A 19,223-nucleotide genomic window follows, 5' to 3' on the forward strand; every position below is an offset into this window, starting at 1 on the left:
CGGCGGCTGCCTCGGTCGGCGCGCCATCGGCGGGCGCTGCGTCGGCCTTCTTGCGGCTGCGGGCCGGCGCCTTGGCACGACCGGCAGGCTTGGCGGCTTCGTCGGCGGCGGGCGCCGGCGTGATGAGTTGTTCGTCGTTCATGGGGGACGGCCGCGCCCGTGCGCGACCGGAAAAACGGGGGTCGCAGGATAGCACGAAGCCTTTTCCGGCCGAGTCCGGCATCGGCCGCCCACAGTGGGCAATGTGCTTGACCGAAATGGTGTTCATGCCATGCGTGTTGATCTTAAATTTTGCCCGCGCCGTGCCGATGAATCACGACTGCGCGGCCGCAATCCTGTGACACGCGATCCTCCAAGGGAGACACCATGAAAAAAACACTGACCACCCGCTTCCTCACCCTCGGCCTGGCCACCCTGGCCGCCAGCAGCGTCGCCTTCGCGGCGGACGACCACGGCGGCCCGGTGGTGCCCAAGCCCTACACCACCGGCGCAACCCTCACCAAGTCGGTCCAGGCGAGCATCACGCCGGACAAGGCCATCGACATCCTGAAGGCCGGCAACGCGCGCTTCGCCGCCAACAAGCCGCTGCGCCGCAACCTGAAGGCCCAGGTGCAGACCACCGCGCTGGGCCAGTTCCCGTTTGCCAGCGTGGTCGGCTGCATCGACTCCCGCGCCGCGCCGGAGCTGGTGTTCGACCAGGGCATCGGCGACCTCTTCGTGGCGCGGGTGGCGGGCAACACCGTCAATCCGGACATCCTGGGCAGCCTCGAATACGCCGCCAAGGTGGCCGGTTCGCGGGTGATCGTGGTGCTGGGCCACACCAGCTGCGGCGCCATCAAGGGCGCCTGCGACGACGTGAAGCTGGGCAACCTCACCACGCTGCTCGAGAAGTTCAAGCCGGCGGTGGCCGCCGCCTCGACGCCGGGCGAGCGCAACTCCCACAACCACGCCTTTGTGGATGAGGTGACCGAGCTCAACGTGAAGCAGGTGGTGGCGCGCATCCGCAGCGAAAGCCCGGTGCTGAAAGCGCTGGAAGACGAAGGCAAGATCCGCATCGTCGGCGCGTTGTACGACACCAGCAGCGGCAAGGTGGCGTGGTACTGAGCAACGCCTGACCCTTGAAACGACAAGGCCCGCTTTTGCGGGCCTTGTCTTTCTGGTGCCGTGGAATGCCGGCTTACAGCAGCACGCGCTCGATGCCGCCGCTGTTGGCCTTGGCCACGTAGTCGGACATCCAGTTGTCGCCGAGGATGTGCTTGGCCATCTCGACCACGATGTAGTCCGCATCCACGCCGCCGGCGTCGCCGCTGTAGCGGGACAGGCCCTGCAGGCAGCTCGGGCAGGAGGTGAGGATCTTCACCGGGGTGGCGGCGTCGGCCCCGCGCAGCTTCTCGGCGCCCTTCTCGATCTCTTCCTGCTTGCGGAAGCGGACCTGGGTGGAGATGTCGGGGCGCGACACAGCCAGGGTGCCGGATTCGCCGCAGCAGCGGTCGGACAGATCGACCCGCGTGCCCATCAGCTCGTTGGCCACCTTGATGCCGGAGTGCACCTTCATCGGGGTGTGGCAGGGCTCGTGGTACATGTAGCGGGCGCCGGTGATGCCGTCGAGCTTCAGGCCCTTTTCCATCAGGTATTCGTGGATGTCGAGCAGGCGGCAGCCGGGGAAGATCTTCTCGAACTGGTACTTCATCAGCTGGTCCATGCAGGTGCCGCAGGACACGATGACCGTCTTGATGTCGAGGTAGTTGAGCGTGTTGGCGACCCGGTGGAAGAGCACCCGGTTGTCGGTGGTGATCTGCTGGCCCTTGTCCTCTTCACCGGCGGAGGTCTGCGGGTAGCCGCAGCACAGGTAGCCCGGCGGCAGCACGGTGGTGGTGCCGACCTGGTAGAGCATCGCCTGGGTGGCGAGGCCGACCTGGCTGAACAGGCGCTCCGAACCGCAGCCCGGGAAGTAGAACACCGCCTCGGATTCGTCGCGCTTGACCTGCGGGTTGCGGATCACCGGGACGATGGTGTCGTCCTCGATGTCGAGCAGCGCGCGGGAAGTGCGCTTGGGCAGCCCGCCCGGCATCGGCTTGTTGATGAAGTGGATCACCTGGGCCTTGATGGGCGGCTTGCCGAGGGTTGCCGGCGGGTGCTGCACCTGCCCCTGGATCAGCCCGAGGCTCTTGCCGATGCGGTGGCCGAGGCGCTGGGCCTTGTAGCCCCAGCCGATCATCGTCGAACGGATCAGCTTGATGGTGGCCGGGTCCTTGGCGGTCAGGAAGGCCATCGCCGCGGCCTTGCCGGGGTTGAAGGACTTCTTGCCCTGCTCGCGCAGCAGGTTGCGCATCTTGATCGACACGTCGCCGAAGTCGATGTCCACCGGGCACGGCTTCTCGCACTTGTGGCACACCGTGCAGTGGTCGGCCACGTCCTCGAACTCGGCCCAGTGGGCCAGCGACACGCCGCGGCGGGTCTGCTCTTCGTAGAGGAAGGCCTCGATCAGGAGCGAGGTGCTGAGGATCTTGTTGCGCGGGCTGTAGAGCAGGTTGGCGCGGGGCACGTGGGTCGAGCACACCGGCTTGCACTTGCCGCAGCGCAGGCAGTTCTTGATGTCGTGGGCGATCTCGTCGATCGCCGTCTGCTCCATGATGAGCGACTCGTGGCCCATCAGGTTGAAGCTGGGGGTGTAGGCGTTGTCGAGGTTGCCCTTGAGCGGGCCGCCGCGCATCAGCTTGCCGCGGTTGAAGCGGCCTTCCGGGTCGACCTTGGCCTTGTACTGCCAGAAGCCGGCCATCTCGGCGTCGGTGAGGTAGTCGATCTTGGTGATGCCGATGCCGTGCTCGCCGGAGATCACGCCGTCGAGGCTCCGCGCCAGCTCCATGATGCGGTCCACGGCCTTGTTGGCCGTCTGCAGCATCTCGTAGTTGTCGGAGTTCACCGGGATGTTGGTGTGCACGTTGCCGTCGCCGGCGTGCATGTGCAGGGCCACGAAGACGCGGCCGCGCAGCACCTGCTTGTGCACCTTCTTGATCTCTTCGCGCACGAGGCCGAACAGCACGCCGTCGAAGATCTTGTCGAGGCGGGCGCGGAGTTCGGTCTTCCACGACGTGCGGACCGAATAATCCTGCAGGCGGTGGAAGAGCTTGGGGTTGGCGGCGCGGTTGGAGAGTTCGCCGGCCTGGATGCCGTACTCGGCAAACTGCGGCTCGGCCTCGGCCAGCGGCAGATCCAGGTTGTCGAGCAGCCACTGCCAGCGACGGCGCACGTTGGCGACGTATTCGAGGGCGTCCTTGCGGCGCTCGCCGATGAGCTCGTCGCGGGAGATGGTGGCGTCGCCGGCATCCAGCGGCAGCTCGCCCTGCAGGAACTCGGTGAGGGCGTCGCACAGGGCCAGCTTGTTCTGCGTCGAGAGCTCGATGTTGATGCGCTCGATGCCGTCACAGTAGTCGCCCATCCGCGGCAGCGGGATCACCACGTCCTCGTTCACCTTGAAGGCGTTGGTGTGGCGCGAGATGGCGGCGGTGCGCGAGCGGTCGAGCCAGAACTTCTTGCGCTGCTCGGGGCTGACGGCGATGAAGCCTTCGGCGCCGCGGGTGTTGGTCATGCGGATCACGTCGGAGACGGCGGTCATCACCGCGGCCTCGTCGTGGCCCACCACGTCGCCGATCAGCACCATCTTGGGCCGACCGTGGCGCTTGGCCTTGGTGGTGTAGCCCACCGCGCGCACGTAGCGCTCGTCCAGGTGCTCGAGGCCGGCGAGCTGGATGCCCGCCGCGTGGCCGGCGCCGCCGGGCTTGAAGTAGTCGGTGATCTCGACGATGGCCGGCACGGCCTCACGCACCTGGCCGAAGAACTCCAGGCACACGGTGCGGGTGACCGGCGGCATCTTGTGGAGCACCCAGCGGGAGGCGACGATCAGGCCGTCGGTGCCTTCCTTCTGAACGCCCGGCACGCCGCCCAGGAACTTGTCGGTGACGTCCTTGCCGAGGCCTTCCTTACGGCAGGCCGCGCCCGGCATGCGCAGGATTTCCTCGGAAATCTGCTTGTAGCTTTTGGCGTCGAAGCGGCGCAGGCGGAACTCGACGGTTTCCTGCTCGTGGATCTTGCCGAAGTTGTGGTTGAGACGCTCGACCTCCAGCCAGTGGCCGTCGGGCGTGACCATCTTCCACCAGGCCAGGTTGTCGAGGGCGGTGCCCCACAGCACGGCCTTCTTGCCGCCAGCGTTCATGGCGATGTTGCCGCCGATGCACGAGGCGCTGGCCGAGGTCGGGTCCACGGCAAACACGCGGCCGGCCGACGACGCCGCTTCGGAAACACGCTCGGTGACGACACCGGCACCGGTGCGGATGGTGGCGTAGGGCGCCAGCGTGCCAGTGCCACCCGGGCCGGGCAGGGCGACTTCCTCGACCGGGCCGATGGAAATCAATTTTTCGGTGTTGATGACCACCGAGCGGGGGTCGAGCGGCACGGCGCCGCCGGTATAGCCGGTGCCGCCCCCACGCGGGATGATGGTGAGGCCGAGCTCGATGCAGCTCTTGACCAGCGGCGCCATCTCTTCTTCGGTGTCCGGATACAGGACCACGAAGGGGTACTCGACGCGCCAGTCGGTGGCGTCGGTGACGTGGGAGACGCGGGCATGGCCGTCGAAGCAGATGTTGTCCTTGCGGGTGTGGCGGGCCAGCTCGTGCCGGACGCGCTTCCGCAGGTCGTAGGTTTCTTCGAAGAAGGCCTTGAAACGATCCACCGCCGCATGGGCGGCCAGCACCAGGCTCGCCACCTTGGCGCTGCGCTCGGGATCTTCGCCGCTGGCTTCCTCGCGGCGCTTCTCGACCTCATGGAGGCGGTGGCGCAGGGCGTCGATCAGCGCGGCGCGACGATCCTGGTTGGCGAGCAGGTCGTCCTGAAGGTAGGGGTTGCGCTGTACGACCCACACATCGCCCAGCACCTCGTAGAGCATCCGCGCGGATCGGCCGGTGACGCGCTCGGAACGCAGGGCGTCGAGCGTCTGCCAGGCGTCATGGCCGAGCAGGCGGATGACGATCTCGCGGTCGGAGAACGAAGTGTAGTTGTAGGGGATTTCGCGCAGGCGCTGAGTCATTGCGTTACCTGGATTCGTACGGCGGAGAACTCTGCATTCTAGCGGAGCGGCCCGCCTTCTGTCGAAAAACAAAGCCTTACAGCGGGAAGGGAAAAGCAGAACGGCCCACCCCGGAAGGGGCAGGCCGTTCGACAACAGGGCTGCTGGAGAGGTTCAGCCGCGCATCTGGCGACGCCGCAGGAAGCCCATCATGCCCAGGCCGGCGAAGAGCAGCGAGAGGGTGGTGGGCTCGGGGACGGCAAGCGCGTCGTAGGCCAGCAGGGCCAGCCGGTTGTGCAGCGCCTGGGACGGGTGCATGTAGTCGAAGTACATGTAGCCGCTGGCGTCGGCGCAGGTGGTCGGGGTACCCCAGCCAGGCCGCGGCGCGCCATCGGGATCGCCGGTGTAGCAGGCGTGGGTGGTGTCGGTGAAGCCGTAGGCGGCGGGGTCGTTGGTCACCTTGGTCTGCTCGGTGAACACATCGAACAGGGTGATGTCGAGCGCCGAAAAGGCTGCACTCCCGACCAGGCCCGCCAGGGCCGAATTGAAGCCGACGCTGGCCGACTGGGCGACGCTGCTCAGGAGCGGGCTGCCGGCGTAACGGATGACCGGGGTCTGGGAGAGGTCGGGCAGGTTGAGCACCAGGAAGTGCTGGGCGCCATTGAGGCCCAGCGCGCCGATGGCCGAACCGATGGCGGCGATCGAGTTGCCGATCTGGGTGCCGATGGCCGACGGGCTGCCGCCCATCGCCACGGTGGTGATGCCGTCGGAGACGTTGTTCGCACCGGCCCACAGCACGTAAAGCGCGTTGGGGTCGGCGGCGCCCGCGTGACTGCTCACGTAAGACGTCACCTGCTGGTTGAACGACAGACCACCCAGCGGCACCAGCGCCGGCGTGATGCCATCGACCCGCGCGCCGCCGTAGGCGTAGTTGGTGCCACCCGCCACCGAAGGCGTGACCGAGAGGCCCATGAAGCTGGCCATGTAGTCGATGTAGTTGTAGCCGTTGGTGAAGCGGCCGGAGGTGGTGCCGTTGGTGAAGATCGAGGTCCGGGGCACGGCGCCACCGGAGATCAGCGCGTCGTTGCCGACGTCGGAGAGGCTGTCGCCGAAGACGTACATGGCCGAGTAGGGCCCGGCCTGGGCGAGGGATGCCGAAAAGGCAAGGGCGATGCCGGCGGCACCAACAATAAAGCGCTGACGCAAAGTCATGACTACCTCCCGGGAGCAAGTTGGATGGCGGGCAAACGCCCGCTCACCCCTCTTCGGGGGGCTTTCCCCTGCGACGCGCCCAATTCGACACTATAGGCAGGGGACGAAAGATGTAAAGGCAGCAAAAACCCAATATGGGCGAGCCATGCCGCCATGCCGACGGGAAGTGCCCGCCCGCGTCCTCAACCCACCGCCGCCTGCACCGCCACCTCCACCCGCCAGCCGCGGTTCGCCAGGCGCACCACCTGCACACAGGCGCGGCACGGCGCGGTGCCCGCCGGCACCCAGTCGTCCCACACAGCATTCACCGCGTCGTAGTCGGCCATGTCGACGAGATACAGCGTGGCCATCAGCAGGCGATCCTTGCCGCTGCCGGCGGCGATCAGGTAACGCTCAAGGCTGGCCAGCATCTGCGCCGTCTGGGTGGTCACGTCGGCGGTCTCGTCGGGGGGCACCTCGACGCAATGCACGACGCCGTTATGCACGCAGAAATCGGAGTAGCGCCGGGTGGTGCCGGCCCGCTGGATGTCGCTCATGTCAGTTCCCGAAGAAAAAACCGTATGTTGCAGTGCAGTTCGTCCGACTGCTACCCTTTGACGCTTCCCCAGCCGACTAGCACAGGTTCAGCCATGAGCGCGCAGCACCCCGACTACCTCCAGAAGATCCTCACCGCCCAGGTGTACGACGCGGCGATCGAGACGCCCCTCGACCTGGCTCCGAACCTGTCGGCGCGCATCCACAACAAGATTTACTTCAAGCGCGAAGACATGCAGCCGGTGTTCAGCTTCAAGCTGCGCGGCGCCTACAACAAGATGGCCAGCCTCAGCCCGGCGGCCCTCAAGCGCGGGGTGATCTGCGCCTCTGCCGGCAACCACGCCCAGGGCGTGGCGCTGTCGGCCAAGAAGCTCGGCGTGCGCGCCGTGATCGTGATGCCCACCACCACCCCGGCGATCAAGATCGACGCGGTGAAGCGCCACGGCGGCGAGGTGGTGCTGGCCGGCGAGAGCTATTCCGACGCCTACGGCCACGCCAAGGAACTCGAGAAGACCGAGAAGCTGACCTTCGTCCATCCCTACGACGACGTGGAAGTGATCGCCGGTCAAGGCACCATCGCGATGGAGATCCTGCGTCAGCATCCCAAGCCCATCCACGCGGTGTTCTGCTGCGTGGGCGGCGGCGGCCTGCTGGCGGGCGTCGCGGCCTACATCAAGCGCGTGCGCCCCGACATCAAGGTGATCGGCGTCGAGACCGTCGACGCCGACGCCATGACCCAGTCGCTCGCCGCCGGCAAGCGCATCGAGCTCGCCAACGTGGGCCTCTTTGCCGACGGCGCGGCGGTCAAGCTGGTGGGCGAGGAAACCTTCCGCCTGTGCCAGGAATACGTGGACGAGATGATCCTGGTGGATAACGACGCCATCTGCGCTGCCATCAAGGACGTGTTCGAGGACACCCGCTCGATCCTCGAGCCCGCCGGCGCACTGGCCGTGGCCGGCGCCAAGGAATACGCCAAGCGCCACGCCCTGAAGGACAAGACCCTGGTGGCCGTGGCCTCCGGCGCCAACATGAACTTCGACCGCCTGCGCTTCGTGGCCGAGCGCGCCGAAGTGGGCGAGCAGCGCGAAGCCGTGCTGGCCGTCACCATCCCCGAGAAGCCCGGCTCCTTCAAGAAGTTCTGCAACCTGCTCGGCAACCGCAACATCACCGAGTTCAACTACCGCTACGCCGACGCCGCCCGCGCCCACATCTTCGTCGGCGTGGGCGTGCACAACCGCGCCGAGGGCGTGCGCATCACCGAGCTCCTGCAGCGCCACGAGCTGCCGTGCCTGGATCTGACCGACGACGAGATGGCCAAGAGCCACATTCGCTACATGGTCGGCGGCCACGCGCCCCAGGCAGAAAACGAAGTGCTGTACCGCTTCGTGTTCCCCGAGCGCCCGGGTGCGCTGCTCAACTTCCTCGACACCCTGCGCTCCGACTGGAACATCAGCCTGTTCCACTACCGCAACCACGGCGCCGACTTCGGCCGCGTGCTGGTGGGCATGCAGGTGCCGGCAGCCGACCGGGACGCCTTCCAGGGTTTCCTCGACAAGCTGGGCTACGAATACGTCGACGAAACCGCCAACCCGGCCTACAAGATGTTCCTGGGCTGATCCCCGCCCCGCCGGGCGGCGCGGCTCAGGCCCGCCCGGCGTGCTTGTCGGCGACGAACTGGTCGAGCAGCTCCATCACCTGGCGGCTGCCGGTTTCCATGTTGTTGAGCTCGTCCACGATCTGCGACTGGATCGTGGCGTCGTTCTGCCAGTCCTTTTCGAGCAGCGCCAGCACCCGGTGGGCACTGTCGTGCACCAGCGCGTGGGGCGCCTCCAGCTTGCCGTAGGCCGGCAGCTGCCCGAACAGAGCCTTCCCGTCGCCCCGGTACCAGCGGCCCAGGCGGCACTCCTCGTGGCCGACCGCCACCGGCGCACCGTGTTCGCAGTCACCGTCGCTGTTGAGCGACAGATAGGTGCGCTGCTTGTAGATCATGTGGTCGAGCTTCACCAGGGTCGCGAAGCTCTTGTCGTGCACCTCGGCGGCCTGGCACTCGGTCTGGCTCGCCGCTGTCGCGAAGCGCCCGAAGGTGGCGGCCAGATCGCCCACCACCTGCTGCGAACACGCAGTCATCTCCTTCATCTCGCGGGCATTCGACTGCATCGCCTCGCTCTGGCCGATCAGGCCCTGCATCACCTCGCCGATCGACTGGGATGCGCCGCGGGTCTTTTCGGCCAGTTTGCGCACCTCGTCCGCCACCACCGCAAAGCCGCGGCCCGATTCACCGGCCCGGGCGGCCTCGATCGCCGCGTTGAGGGCCAGCAGGTTGGTCTGGTCGGAGATCTCGTTGATCAGCGCCACCGACATCGCCACCTCCCGGCTGCGGGCGGTCATCTCGTCGATGGCCGAGGCCACCTGCAGGATGCGCGCGCCGATGCCGTCGAGCTGCGACACCACCTCGGTCACGGTGCGCTGACTCTCGCCCGCCTCGCTGGCGGTGGCCGTCGCGGTCGTCGCGGCTTCGTGCATCTGCCCGGTGATCGCCAGCATGTCGGCCTGGTTACCCGTGAGGTTGCTGATCAGGTTGCCCGCGTTGAGCATGCCGGCGTTACTGAGCAGCGCGGTCTTCATCTGGCTGCGCATGTGGGCCGCCATCGACGCCAGCAGGGTGTTGTGGGCGGCCATTGCCGCGTGCAGCCCGCCGTGCAGGCCGGCGCTCTGGCCGATGCGCGCGTAGCGCCCGTCCATCTGCGCCCGGAAGGCGCTTTCGGATTCCCTGAAATACGCCTCCAGCTGGTCGAGCAGATCATTCATCGCCCACCCAAGCCGGCCGATCTCGTCCTGATCCCCGATGCCGGTGATGCGCGACGAGAAATCCCCCTCGCCGACCTTCCCGGCCAGCGCCAGCAGCCCGTCCAGCGGCGCCAGCGCCACCCTCAGCCGGCGCAGCCCCCAGGCGGCAAGCGCGACGCCCGCCACCAGCCACACCAGCATCAGCGGGTGCGACCCGCCGACGAAGAACCCCGTCACCAGCGCCGCCAGCAGCAGCCCCGCCTGCCCCCACAGGACCACCGACAGCCTAGAGCGCAAGGACGAACTGTTCATAGCCCCTCCCGTTGAGCGCCTTCATCAGCACCGCGGTACCCGCCTCGATGGCCCGCGCGGCCCCGGCCGCCGCTTCCGCAGCGGCCATCTCCCGGTACAGCGCAGCGGCAGCGGCCACCGCCTCGCGGCGCGGCTTTCGCCGTACCGAGGTGTATCCCAGAATGCTCCGCTCGGCATTACGGTCTGGCGTCACCGTGGCCAGCACCCAGTAGAAACTGCCGTCCTTGGCCATGTTCTTCACGTAGCCGATGAACTCCTGCCCGGCCGCGATGTGATCCCACAGCAGCTTGAACACCGTGCGGGGCATATCCGGGTGGCGGATGATGTTGTGCTGGCTGCCCAGCAGCTCGGCCTCGGTATAGCCCGAAAGCGCGATGAAGATCCGGTTGGCGTACAGGATGCGGCCCTTCGCGTCGGTCTTGGTGACGATGAAGTCGTCGTCGCCCAGCGAGCGCTCGACCGCCGTCGGTGAAATCCTCGGTTTCACGTTGTCCCTCTTCCTCATCCCCGCGTTGCCCGCGGTGTAATGTGCGGTGGATCCACGCCCCGCTCCGGCAGCGCCGCCGGTGGATGCGCGCCACACCGGTCTGCCGGGACCAGTGCTGCTATGTCGGCACATCCCGGAGCGGGCTGAAGTCAAAACCCGTAAAAAACCGTAGCATCCGCAGGGACATAGGCCACCAGGGCGCTCGCCGTCCGGCTTCAGGCGGGGTCGCGCACCCCGCGCCCGGGTGCCGCAGACGCCTGCCCCGTGGTTAAATCCGGCCCATGAGCCGCCCGTCCGACGCCCCGCCCCCCGAACCCTCCCGCCACCGGGAACCCGCCTGGTCCGACTACGCCGTGCTGGTGGTGGATGACGAAGCCGGCGTGCGCAACTTCCTCGAGCGCGCCCTGCGCGCCCGGGGCTGCCGGGTGGACGTGGCGGGCTCGGCCGAGGAGGGCGCCCAGCGCCTCGCCGAGCACCACTTCGACGCCATCGTCCTCGACATCGCGATGCCCGGCCGCTCCGGCCTCGAATGGCTGCGCAGCCTGAAGAACGACGGCTACGCCGGCGACGTGATCCTCATCACCGCCTTCGCCGACATCGAAACCGCCATCGACGCGCTGCGGGCCGGTGCCTCGGATTTCGTGCTCAAGCCCTTCCGGGTGGACCAGATCGTCAATTCGCTCCAGCGCTGCTTCGAGCGCGCCCGCCTCGACCGGGAGAACTTCGTGCTGCAGCGCCAGGTGGCCGGGCTGGTGGGCCCGGTGGAAGGGCTGGTCGGCCATTCCGAGCCCATGCGCCGGCTGTCGGACCTGATCCGCCGCGTCGCGCCCACCCCGTCCACGGTGCTGATCCTCGGCGAATCCGGCGTCGGCAAGGAGGTCGCGGCCCGCGCACTGCACCAGATCAGCCCCCGCGCCGAGCGCTCCTTCGTGGCCCTCAACTGCGCCGCGGTGTCGGCCGAGCTGATGGAAAGCGAGCTCTTCGGCCACGTGCGCGGCGCCTTCACCGGCGCCCGCGAGGCCCGCCGCGGGCTGTTCCACTACGCCAATGGCGGCACGCTGTTCCTCGACGAGATCGGCGAACTCCCGCTGCCCATGCAGACCCGCCTGCTGCGGGTGCTCGAAGAACGCCGCATCCGCCCGGTGGGCAGCGAGGCCGAGGTGCCGGTGGACGTGCGCGTGGTAGCCGCCACCAACCGCGACCTGCGCGCCGAGGTGGCCGCCGGGCGCTTCCGGGAAGACCTGTTCTACCGGCTCGAGGTGGTCACCGTCACCATCCCGCCGCTGCGCGAACGGCGCGCCGACATCGCCGACCTGGCCCTCCACTTCAACGCCCAGCTGTCCACCCGCCTCGGCCTGCCACCCCTCAACCTCGGCCCGGCCGATCTCGCCCGCCTCGCCGCCTACGCCTGGCCCGGCAACGTGCGCGAGCTGCGCAACCTCATCGAACGCTCGCTGATCCTCGGCAGCCTGCCCGCCACCGGCGAAGCCGCCGGCTTCTCCGATCCGCTCCCCCTGTCGCTGGCCGAGGTCGAGAAGCGCCACATCCTGGCGGTGCTCGACCAGTGCGGCGGCAACCGCGCCCGGGCCGCCGCGCTGCTGGGCGTCTCCCGCAAGACCCTCGACCGCAAGGCGATCGAGTGGGGCGTGGCCTGACGCCACCCGACGTGGGCAGCCTCGCCGAACGCCTCAGCCGCTCCGTCCGCGCCAAACTGCTGGCGATGGTGCTGGCACCCCTGCTGCTGGGGGTGCCGATGCTCCTCGGGCTGGTGTGGCTGTGGGGCAATGAGGGCTACCACCGGCTGGTCAATTACAAGGTCGGCTCCGATCTCGTCACCGCCCACGAATACTTCGCCCGGATGCGCCAGAACGTGGCCGTGGATCTGGACGCCCTGGCCGGCAGCCAGCGCCTCGCCCGGGCCATGGCCGGCGGATCGCCCGAAGCCCTGCGCGCCTACCTCGAAGAAGCCCGCCAGCAGGCCGGGCTGGATTTCCTGTTTCTCCTCGACGCCCACGGGCGCATCATCGCCACCCCGCACGCCACCGGCTCCCACGCCGAACGCACCCACTGGCCGGTGGTGAACGCCGCGGTGGCCGGCGAAGCCTCCACCGCCATCGACGTGTTCGACGCCGAGCACCTCGCCGCCATCGACCGCAGCCTCGCCCGCCGCGCCCGGCTGGCCCTGGTGCCCACCCCCGCCGCCGCCCCGGACACCCGCAGCGAGGAAACCCGCGGGCTGCTGATCCACTCCGCCACCCCGGTCAAGGACGACGCCCGCCGCACCACGGCCGTGCTCGAAGGCGGCGTGCTCCTCAACGGCAACAGCGAGATGGTCGACCGCATCAACGCCATCATCTACCGGGACGGCACCCTGCCCCTGGGCAGCAAGGGCACCGCCACGCTGTTCCTGGGCGACGCCCGCATCGCCACCAACGTGCGTCTCTTCGCCGGCGACCGGGCCCTCGGCACCCGCGCCTCCCAGGCCGTGCGCGACCACGTGCTGGGCGAAGGCAAGGTGTGGCTCGACACCGCCTTCGTGGTGAACGACTACTACGTGTCCGGCTACGAGCCGGTCATCGACAGCTTCGGCAACCGGGTCGGGATGCTCTACGTGGGCTTCCTCGAGGCGCCCTTCAGCGACGCCATGCACGGCGCGCTGCTCACCCTCTTCGCGGTGTTCGTCACCGTCAGCATCGCCGGCGCGGTGCTGTCGCTCAACTGGGCGCGCAGCGTGTTCAAGCCGATGGAGCGCCTCAGCGCCACCATCCGCCAGGTAGGCGAGGGCGACCACGACGCCCGGGTCGGCGCCGTCACCAGCCGCGACGAGATCGGCCAGCTCGCCGCTGCCTTCGACCAGCTCCTCGACAACCTCGCCGCCCGGCGCATGGAGCTCCAGCGCTGGGGCGACGAGCTCGACCGCAAGGTGGCCGAGCGCACCCGCGAGCTCGAGGCCGCCAACGCCACGCTGGACCAGGCCCGCCAGCACCTGGCGATGACCGAAAAGCTCGCCGCCATCGGCGAGCTCACCGCCGGCGTCGCCCACGAGATCAACAACCCGGTGGCCGTCATCCAGGGCAACCTCGACGTGCTGCAGGAGATCCTCGGCCCCGCCGCCGCGCCGGTGAAGGAGGAGATCCGCCTGATCCACGAGCAGACCCACCGCATCTGGCTCATCGTCACCAAGCTGCTCCAGTTTGCCCGCCCCGGCGAGTTCGCCGGCTACGCCGAAGGCATCGACCCGGCCCAGGTGATCGCCGACTGCCTGGTGCTCACCCGCCACAACCTGGAGCGCCGGCAGATCGAAGTGCGCGTGGACAACGCCGCCACCTGCCGCGTCGAGGTGAACACCAGCGAGCTCCAGCAGGTGCTCATCAACCTCATCGTCAACGCCATCCAGGCCATGCCCGAAGGCGGCCGACTCACCCTCAGCAGCCGCGACTGGATCGAGGACGGCCAGCCCGTCGGCGCCGACATCCAGGTGTGCGACACCGGCCAGGGCATCGCCGCCGAGGATCTGTCGCGCATCTTCGACCCCTTCTTCACCACCAAGAAAGGCTCGGGCACCGGCCTCGGGCTGTCGATCAGCTACGCCATCATCGAGCGCTACGGCGGCAGCATCGGTGTCACCAGCCACCCCGGCGAAGGCGCCTGCTTCACCGTCCGCCTGCGCAGCGAAGCCCGCTACAGCGACGCCCCCAGCGCCCCCGGCTTCGCCGCCCGGTGGATCGGGCCGGCCAAGGGCTGAACCACCCCGCATACCGCAAACGCTTGCCGCCCCGCAGCACATGCGGTTAGACTCCGCACCGTTACGGGTGCCGAGCCTGCGTCTGCAGGCAAGGTGAAACGGGAAGTCCGGTGACGTCGGGAGCACGCGCTCCCTGGCCATTCCGGCGCAGCCCCCGCTGCTGTAAGCCTGACGAATCTGCTCAACGCCACTGTGCTCGCGCACGGGAAGGTCGGCAGAAGAGGATGAAGGCGAGCCAGAAGACCGGCCTGTGACGTTTTGGTGTGGTATTGGCCCCGGGGTGTGGGCAGAGCCGACCGATGGGCTTGCCCGATCACTGTCCGTCCGTTCCCGTTCCATCCGCCTTTCCGGAACCACGTCCGCCACTGGTCTTTGCCTGCCCGGCCCGCCGGCCACCGGTCCGTCTTTTCGTCTTTCGCTGCTTCTGCGCGCCCCCCGATGCCTTGCCGCACTTCGTCCAATCGTCACGAAGGGAAGCAAGATGCACATCGAACCGGGGTACGTCGCCAGTGCCAAGATCCTCGCCGCCAACGCCGCCGCCGTCGCCCTGCTGGGCAGCCAGTCGGTCCACCTCCTCAAAGCACCGCAGCTGATCGTCCGCAGCCTGATCGCGGCGGTCGCCTTCACCCTGTTCATGCAGGCCTTCCACCTGCCGGTGGGGCCATCCGAGCTGCACTTCCTGGGCGCCATGCCGCTCTACCTGGCGCTGGGCTTCGTGCCGACGCTGTTCGGCTTCGCCCTCGGCCTGCTGGCCCAGGGGCTGCTCTTCGCGCCGGCCGACCTGCTCCACCTGGGCGTCAATACCCTCTCGCTGGCCCTGCCGCTGGTGCTGGTGCATGCCACCCTCGGCCAGCGCCTGCGCGCCGCCGACGCCCAGCCCACGCTGCGCAGCATCCTCAAGCTCGACGCGGCCTTCTACGGCGGCGTCACCCTGATGGTCGGCTTCTGGCTGGCCATCGGCGAGGTGGCGACGCCGCTCTCCGCCTGGCTTTCCTTCGCCTCCTCCTACGCCGCCATCGTGGCCGTCGAGCCGATCCTCACGCTGCTGACGGTGCATGCCATCGCCCGCCGCCAGCACAGCGCGGTGGTGCGGCTGTGCTTCCAGCCCCAGGCGGTCTGAGCCATGACCGGCAAGGTCTGGTTCGTGGGCGCCGGCCCCGGCGATCCTGAACTCCTCACCGTCAAGGGGCGGCGCCTGCTCGAAAGCGCCGGCGCGATCCTCTACGCCGGCTCGCTGGTGGATCAGGCGGCCACTCTGTTCGCGCCGCCCGGCTGCGCGATCCGCGACTCGAAGGACATGACCCTCGAGGAGATGACCGCCTGGCTGCTCGACCAGAGCGCCCGCCACGCCTGCGTGGTGCGCCTGCAGACCGGCGACCCCGGCCTGTACGGCGCGCTGGTCGAGATGACCCGCCCGCTCACCGCCGCCGGCGTCGAGTGGGCGGTGGTGCCCGGCGTGTCGTCGGCCTTCGCCTCGGCCGCCGCCGCCGGCGAAACCCTGACCCTGCCGGAAGTCACCCAGACGGTGATCCTCACCCGCGTGGCCGGGCGCACGCCCATGCCGCCGGGCGAGGAGCTCGAAGCCCTCGCCGCCCACCGCAGCACCCTGTGCATCTTCCTGTCGATCACCCTGCTGCACGAAGTCCAGCGCGCCCTGCGCGCCGCCGGCTGGGCCGAGGACGCGCCGATCCTGGTCGTCCAGAAGGCCAGCTGGCCCGGCGACGAGAAGATCGTCCGCGGCACCCTCGCCGACATCAAGCAGCGCTGCCAGGCCGAGAAGATCGCCAGCCAGGCCATGATCGTCGCCAGCCCCACCCTGGGCGCCGCCGACTGGCCGACCCTCGCCCGCTCCAAGCTCTACGACCCCGCCTTCGCGCACCGTTTCCGCAAGGCGACGGCCCGCGCCCCGGAGAACCCCGCATGAACGACACCACGATCCTCCTGGTGGGCCACGGCTCCCGCAACCGGGACGGCAACACCGAGATCCTCCACTTCGCCGCCCAGTGGCGCGAACGTCACCCCGCCTGGCGCATCGAAACCTGCTTCATCGAGCACGCCGACGTGCTCCTCGACGACGGCCTCGACCGCGCCGCCCGCGATACCCGCCACGTGCTGGTAATCCCCTTCATCCTCAACGCCGCCGGCCACGTGAAGATGGAGCTGCCCGCCGCCATCGAAGCCGCCCGCGCCCGCCACCCGGCCGTGCGCTTCAGCTGCGCCCGCCACCTGGGCATGGGCCGCGAGATCCTGCAGGTGCTGCAAGGCCAGCTCGACCGCCTGATGAAGGCCCTCGCCATGCCCGACCCGCAGACCACCGGCGTGATCCTCCTCGGCCGCGGCTCGTCCGACGCCGGCGCCAACGGCGAGCTCGCCAAGATGGCCCGCTGGCTGTTCGAGGACAACGACTTCGAGCTGGTCGACCTGGCCTTCACCGGCGTCACCTGGCCGCGCCTCGAAAGCGTCGTCCAGCGCCAGGTGCGCCTGGGCATGACCCAGCTGGCCATCGTGCCGGTGTACCTCTTCACCGGCGTGCTGATGGAGCGCATCAAGGCCCAGGTGGCGCGCCTGCACGCCCAGTACCCGCAGATCGCCTTCGCGCTGGGCACCCACTTCGGTTTCGACAAGGGCGTCTTCGACCTCCTCGACGCCAAAGTCGCCGGCCACGCCCTGCCCGAAGGCGGGCTGCTCGAATGCGACGGCTGCAAATACCGTCAGGCCGCCGAAGCCGAACACCTCCACGACCACAGCCACACCCACGTCCCGGGCCACGACCACGGGCACGACCACGCGCACGTCCACCCCGTCGCCGTCCATGCCTGATCCCACCATGCGCACCACCAACATCGTCACCGAACAGCTCACCGCAGCCGGCCGCGCCATCGAGCACGACTCCTTCGCCATCATCGATGCCGAAACCGGCCCCCACGCCTACAGCGCCGACCAGTGGCCGCTGGTGCGCCGGATGATCCACGCCAACGCCGACTTCGAGTTCAACGGCCTCACCGTCTTCCACCCCCGGGCGATGCAGGCCGGCCTCGCCCGCATCCTGGCCGGCGGCACGCCGGTGGTGGCCGACGTGGAGATGATCTGCGTCGGCCTCTCCCGGCCGCGCCTCGAACACTTCGGCATCACCACCCACCAGTTCATCTCCGACCCCGACGTGATCGACGCCGCCCGCCGCGAAGACACCACCCGCGCCGTGCAGGCCATGCGCAAGGCCCACCGGCTGGGCCTGCTCGACGGCGCCATCGTCGGCATCGGCAACGCCCCCACCGCGCTCATCGAGGTGGTGCGGCTGATCCGCGAGGAAGGCGCGCGCCCCGCGCTGGTGATCGGCATGCCGGTCGGCTTCGTGTCGGCCGCCGAATCCAAGGATCTGCTGATGACGGTGGGCGACGTGCCGTGGGTGGCGATCCGCGGCCGCAAGGGCGGCTCGACCCTGGTCGTCGCCGCCATCCACGCCCTCCTCGGTCAGGCCGAGGAACACCAGCGCAATGGCCTCTGAGCTCGCCGTGGCCGGCCACGCGGCCCCCGACAAGATCCGCAAGGGCGACCCGAAACGGGATCGCGGCAACCGCACGGGCTTCTCCACCGGCGCCAACTCGGCCGCCGCCGCGGCCGCCGCCACCCTCGGGCTGGTCCATGGCCGGGTGCCGGATTTTGTGGACTGCGTGCTGCCCAACACCCAGCGGGTGCGCTTCCCGATCTGCGACGGGTGGACCGACGGCCAGCGCGCCCGGGCAGTCAGCATCAAGGACGCCGGCGACGACCCGGACGCCACCAACGGCGCCCACCTCACCGTCGAAGTCGAGCGCCTGCCCGGCGCCTCCGGGCAGATCGTGCTGCGCGGCGGGCCAGGGGTCGGCATCGTCACCAAGCCCGGCCTCGGCCTCGACGTGGGCGGCCCGGCCATCAACCCGGTGCCCCGGCGCAACATCGGCGACAACGTGCGGGCCGCCGGCAGCCCCATCCTCGACGCCGGCGACGGGCTCGCCGTGACCATCTCGGTGCCCGGCGGCGACGAGATGGCCAAGAAGACCCTCAACGCCCGCCTTGGCATCCTGGGCGGCATCTCCATCCTCGGCACCACCGGCATTGTCCGTCCGTACTCCACCGCCGCTTTCCGGGCCAGCGTGGTGCAGGCCGTGGATGTGGCCGCCAACCAGGGCCACACCAGCGTCGTCTTCACCACCGGCGGGCGCACCGAGAAATGCGCCATGCGCTGCTACCCGGCCCTCGACGAAGCCTGCTTCGTGCAGATGGGCGACTTCGTCAAGGCCGCCTTCCAGACCGCGGTGAAGCAGCACATGCAGCACATCATCGTCGGCGCCATGGTCGGCAAGCTCACCAAGATCGCCCAGGGCCTGTCGGTCACCCACGCCTGGCGCGAAGAGGTCGACCGCGAGCTGATCGCCTCGGCCGCCGCCGAAGTGGGCGCCCCGCCCGATCTGGTGGCCGAGATCCGCGCCGCCGAAACCGCCCGCTTCGCCGCCGAAAGGCTGGCCGAACTGGATCTGGCGGTGGCCTTCCACCGGGCCCTCGCCGAGCGGGCCATCCGCAGCCTGCGCCAGCGCTACCCCGGCCCCCACCGCCTCACCGTGCTCGCCTGCAATTTCGAAGGCGTCCCCATCGTCACCGTGGAGGAACACGAACTTGTCTGAACCCTGCGCCCTCATCGGCATCCTCGACGACGGCTGGGCCGGGCTGGGCGAGCTTGCCCGCGCCCGCCTCGCCGGCTGCGACCTGTTAATCGGCGCCCGCCGCACGCTTGACCTCGTTGCCCCCCACCTTCCCTCCCGGGTGGAGCAACGGGCGATGGACGGCCTCCTCGGCCGTGTCCCGGAATGGGTCCGTGCGGCGCGCGGCGCCGGCCAATCCTGCGCCGTGCTCGCCACCGGCGACCCCCTGTGCCACGGCATCGGCGCTTTCCTCATCGGCCGGCTCGGCGCCGACGGGGTCGACGTGCTGCCCGCCGCCTCCACCCTGCAGCTCGCCTTCGCTCGCCTCAAGCGGCCCTGGCAGGCGGCGCGGATCGTCTCGGTGCACAGCCGCGACGCCGGCGAGTGGACGCCCGGCGCCACGCC

The 19,223-nt window shown here is 69.1% G+C and carries 15 protein-coding genes and 1 riboswitch; of the genes, 10 read left to right on the plus strand and 5 right to left on the minus strand.

Annotated elements, in window-relative coordinates; all coding sequences use genetic code 11:
• Positions 1–366 precede the first annotated feature (366 nt).
• Positions 367–1,104 (plus strand): carbonic anhydrase family protein, encoded by a 738-nt coding sequence (locus tag QQK25_RS19370; protein WP_284189426.1) that lies wholly within the window; start codon positions 367–369, stop codon positions 1,102–1,104.
• Positions 1,105–1,177: 73 nt separating this feature from the next.
• Here QQK25_RS19370 and QQK25_RS19375 read toward each other — a convergent pair whose 3' ends face one another.
• From QQK25_RS19375 to QQK25_RS19385, 3 genes are all read right to left on the minus strand, one after another.
• Positions 1,178–5,083 carry a DUF3683 domain-containing protein gene (locus QQK25_RS19375; protein ID WP_284189427.1) on the minus strand — a complete coding sequence of 1,302 codons (3,906 nt, stop codon included), beginning with the start codon at positions 5,081–5,083 and terminating at the stop codon, positions 1,178–1,180.
• A gap of 153 nt (positions 5,084–5,236) precedes the next feature.
• Positions 5,237–6,274: an SGNH/GDSL hydrolase family protein gene (locus tag QQK25_RS19380; RefSeq protein ID WP_284189428.1), complete on the minus strand. Its 1,038-nt coding sequence runs from the start codon at positions 6,272–6,274 to the stop codon at positions 5,237–5,239.
• 182 nt (positions 6,275–6,456) lie between these two features.
• The gene (locus tag QQK25_RS19385; protein ID WP_284189429.1) at positions 6,457–6,810 is read right to left on the minus strand and encodes a RidA family protein; all 354 of its coding nucleotides are present in this window, start codon (positions 6,808–6,810) and stop codon (positions 6,457–6,459) included.
• Positions 6,811–6,903: 93 nt separating this feature from the next.
• Here QQK25_RS19385 and ilvA point away from each other — a divergent pair, with 93 nt between their 5' ends.
• Positions 6,904–8,424, plus strand: a complete 1,521-nt coding sequence (gene ilvA, locus QQK25_RS19390; RefSeq protein ID WP_284189430.1) for a threonine ammonia-lyase, biosynthetic — start codon at positions 6,904–6,906, stop codon at positions 8,422–8,424.
• A 25-nt stretch (positions 8,425–8,449) separates the two neighbouring features.
• Here ilvA and QQK25_RS19395 read toward each other — a convergent pair whose 3' ends face one another.
• Entirely contained in the window at positions 8,450–9,907 is a 1,458-nt protein-coding gene (locus tag QQK25_RS19395) for a methyl-accepting chemotaxis protein (RefSeq protein ID WP_284189431.1), read from the minus strand.
• Positions 9,882–10,394 (minus strand): PAS domain-containing protein, encoded by a 513-nt coding sequence (locus QQK25_RS19400; protein ID WP_284189432.1) that lies wholly within the window; start codon positions 10,392–10,394, stop codon positions 9,882–9,884. The genes QQK25_RS19395 and QQK25_RS19400 overlap by 26 nt, the downstream gene beginning before the upstream one ends.
• A 281-nt stretch (positions 10,395–10,675) precedes the next feature.
• Here QQK25_RS19400 and QQK25_RS19405 point away from each other — a divergent pair, with 281 nt between their 5' ends.
• The 8 genes from QQK25_RS19405 to cbiE form a co-directional block, all read left to right on the plus strand.
• The gene (locus QQK25_RS19405; RefSeq protein WP_284189433.1) at positions 10,676–12,049 is read left to right on the plus strand and encodes a sigma-54-dependent transcriptional regulator; all 1,374 of its coding nucleotides are present in this window, start codon (positions 10,676–10,678) and stop codon (positions 12,047–12,049) included.
• Positions 12,034–14,139, plus strand: coding sequence for a sensor histidine kinase (locus tag QQK25_RS19410; RefSeq protein ID WP_306664098.1), 2,106 nt, complete (start codon positions 12,034–12,036; stop codon positions 14,137–14,139). Before QQK25_RS19405 ends, QQK25_RS19410 begins: the two co-directional genes overlap by 16 nt.
• A 48-nt stretch (positions 14,140–14,187) precedes the next feature.
• A riboswitch (cobalamin riboswitch) is annotated at positions 14,188–14,405 on the plus strand.
• 215 nt (positions 14,406–14,620) lie between these two features.
• Complete coding sequence (locus tag QQK25_RS19415; RefSeq protein ID WP_284189434.1) at positions 14,621–15,259, plus strand: energy-coupling factor ABC transporter permease; 639 nt, start codon at positions 14,621–14,623, stop codon at positions 15,257–15,259.
• 3 nt (positions 15,260–15,262) lie between these two features.
• Entirely contained in the window at positions 15,263–16,063 is an 801-nt protein-coding gene (gene cobM, locus QQK25_RS19420) for a precorrin-4 C(11)-methyltransferase (protein ID WP_284189435.1), read from the plus strand.
• Complete coding sequence (locus QQK25_RS19425; RefSeq protein ID WP_284189436.1) at positions 16,060–16,959, plus strand: sirohydrochlorin chelatase; 900 nt, start codon at positions 16,060–16,062, stop codon at positions 16,957–16,959. Before cobM ends, QQK25_RS19425 begins: the two co-directional genes overlap by 4 nt.
• On the plus strand, positions 16,952–17,644 hold the full coding sequence (locus QQK25_RS19430; RefSeq protein ID WP_438696538.1) for a precorrin-8X methylmutase: 693 nt from the start codon (positions 16,952–16,954) through the stop codon (positions 17,642–17,644). The genes QQK25_RS19425 and QQK25_RS19430 overlap by 8 nt, the downstream gene beginning before the upstream one ends.
• On the plus strand, positions 17,634–18,800 hold the full coding sequence (locus tag QQK25_RS19435; RefSeq protein ID WP_284189437.1) for a cobalt-precorrin-5B (C(1))-methyltransferase: 1,167 nt from the start codon (positions 17,634–17,636) through the stop codon (positions 18,798–18,800). The genes QQK25_RS19430 and QQK25_RS19435 overlap by 11 nt, the downstream gene beginning before the upstream one ends.
• Positions 18,793–19,223: precorrin-6y C5,15-methyltransferase (decarboxylating) subunit CbiE (gene cbiE / locus QQK25_RS19440; RefSeq protein WP_284189438.1), on the plus strand; the 431-nt coding region annotated here is incomplete at its 3' end. The genes QQK25_RS19435 and cbiE, both read left to right, overlap by 8 nt.

Origin of the sequence: Zoogloea oryzae (assembly GCF_030161255.1) — a bacterium.
GTDB lineage: Bacteria > Pseudomonadota > Gammaproteobacteria > Burkholderiales > Rhodocyclaceae > Zoogloea > Zoogloea oryzae.

What these genes read in the sequence shown, in the direction of transcription:
- QQK25_RS19370 (WP_284189426.1), top strand. Translation starts at nt 367, where the DNA reads ATGAAAAAAACACTGACCACCCGCTTCCTCACCCTCGGCCTGGCCACC.
- QQK25_RS19375 (WP_284189427.1), bottom strand. Translation starts at nt 5,083, where the DNA reads ATGACTCAGCGCCTGCGCGAAATCCCCTACAACTACACTTCGTTCTCC.
- QQK25_RS19380 (WP_284189428.1), bottom strand. Translation starts at nt 6,274, where the DNA reads ATGACTTTGCGTCAGCGCTTTATTGTTGGTGCCGCCGGCATCGCCCTT.
- QQK25_RS19385 (WP_284189429.1), bottom strand. Translation starts at nt 6,810, where the DNA reads ATGAGCGACATCCAGCGGGCCGGCACCACCCGGCGCTACTCCGATTTC.
- ilvA (WP_284189430.1), top strand. Translation starts at nt 6,904, where the DNA reads ATGAGCGCGCAGCACCCCGACTACCTCCAGAAGATCCTCACCGCCCAG.
- QQK25_RS19395 (WP_284189431.1), bottom strand. Translation starts at nt 9,907, where the DNA reads ATGAACAGTTCGTCCTTGCGCTCTAGGCTGTCGGTGGTCCTGTGGGGG.
- QQK25_RS19405 (WP_284189433.1), top strand. Translation starts at nt 10,676, where the DNA reads ATGAGCCGCCCGTCCGACGCCCCGCCCCCCGAACCCTCCCGCCACCGG.
- QQK25_RS19415 (WP_284189434.1), top strand. Translation starts at nt 14,621, where the DNA reads ATGCACATCGAACCGGGGTACGTCGCCAGTGCCAAGATCCTCGCCGCC.
- cobM (WP_284189435.1), top strand. Translation starts at nt 15,263, where the DNA reads ATGACCGGCAAGGTCTGGTTCGTGGGCGCCGGCCCCGGCGATCCTGAA.
- QQK25_RS19425 (WP_284189436.1), top strand. Translation starts at nt 16,060, where the DNA reads ATGAACGACACCACGATCCTCCTGGTGGGCCACGGCTCCCGCAACCGG.
- QQK25_RS19430 (WP_438696538.1), top strand. Translation starts at nt 16,952, where the DNA reads ATGCCTGATCCCACCATGCGCACCACCAACATCGTCACCGAACAGCTC.
- QQK25_RS19435 (WP_284189437.1), top strand. Translation starts at nt 17,634, where the DNA reads ATGGCCTCTGAGCTCGCCGTGGCCGGCCACGCGGCCCCCGACAAGATC.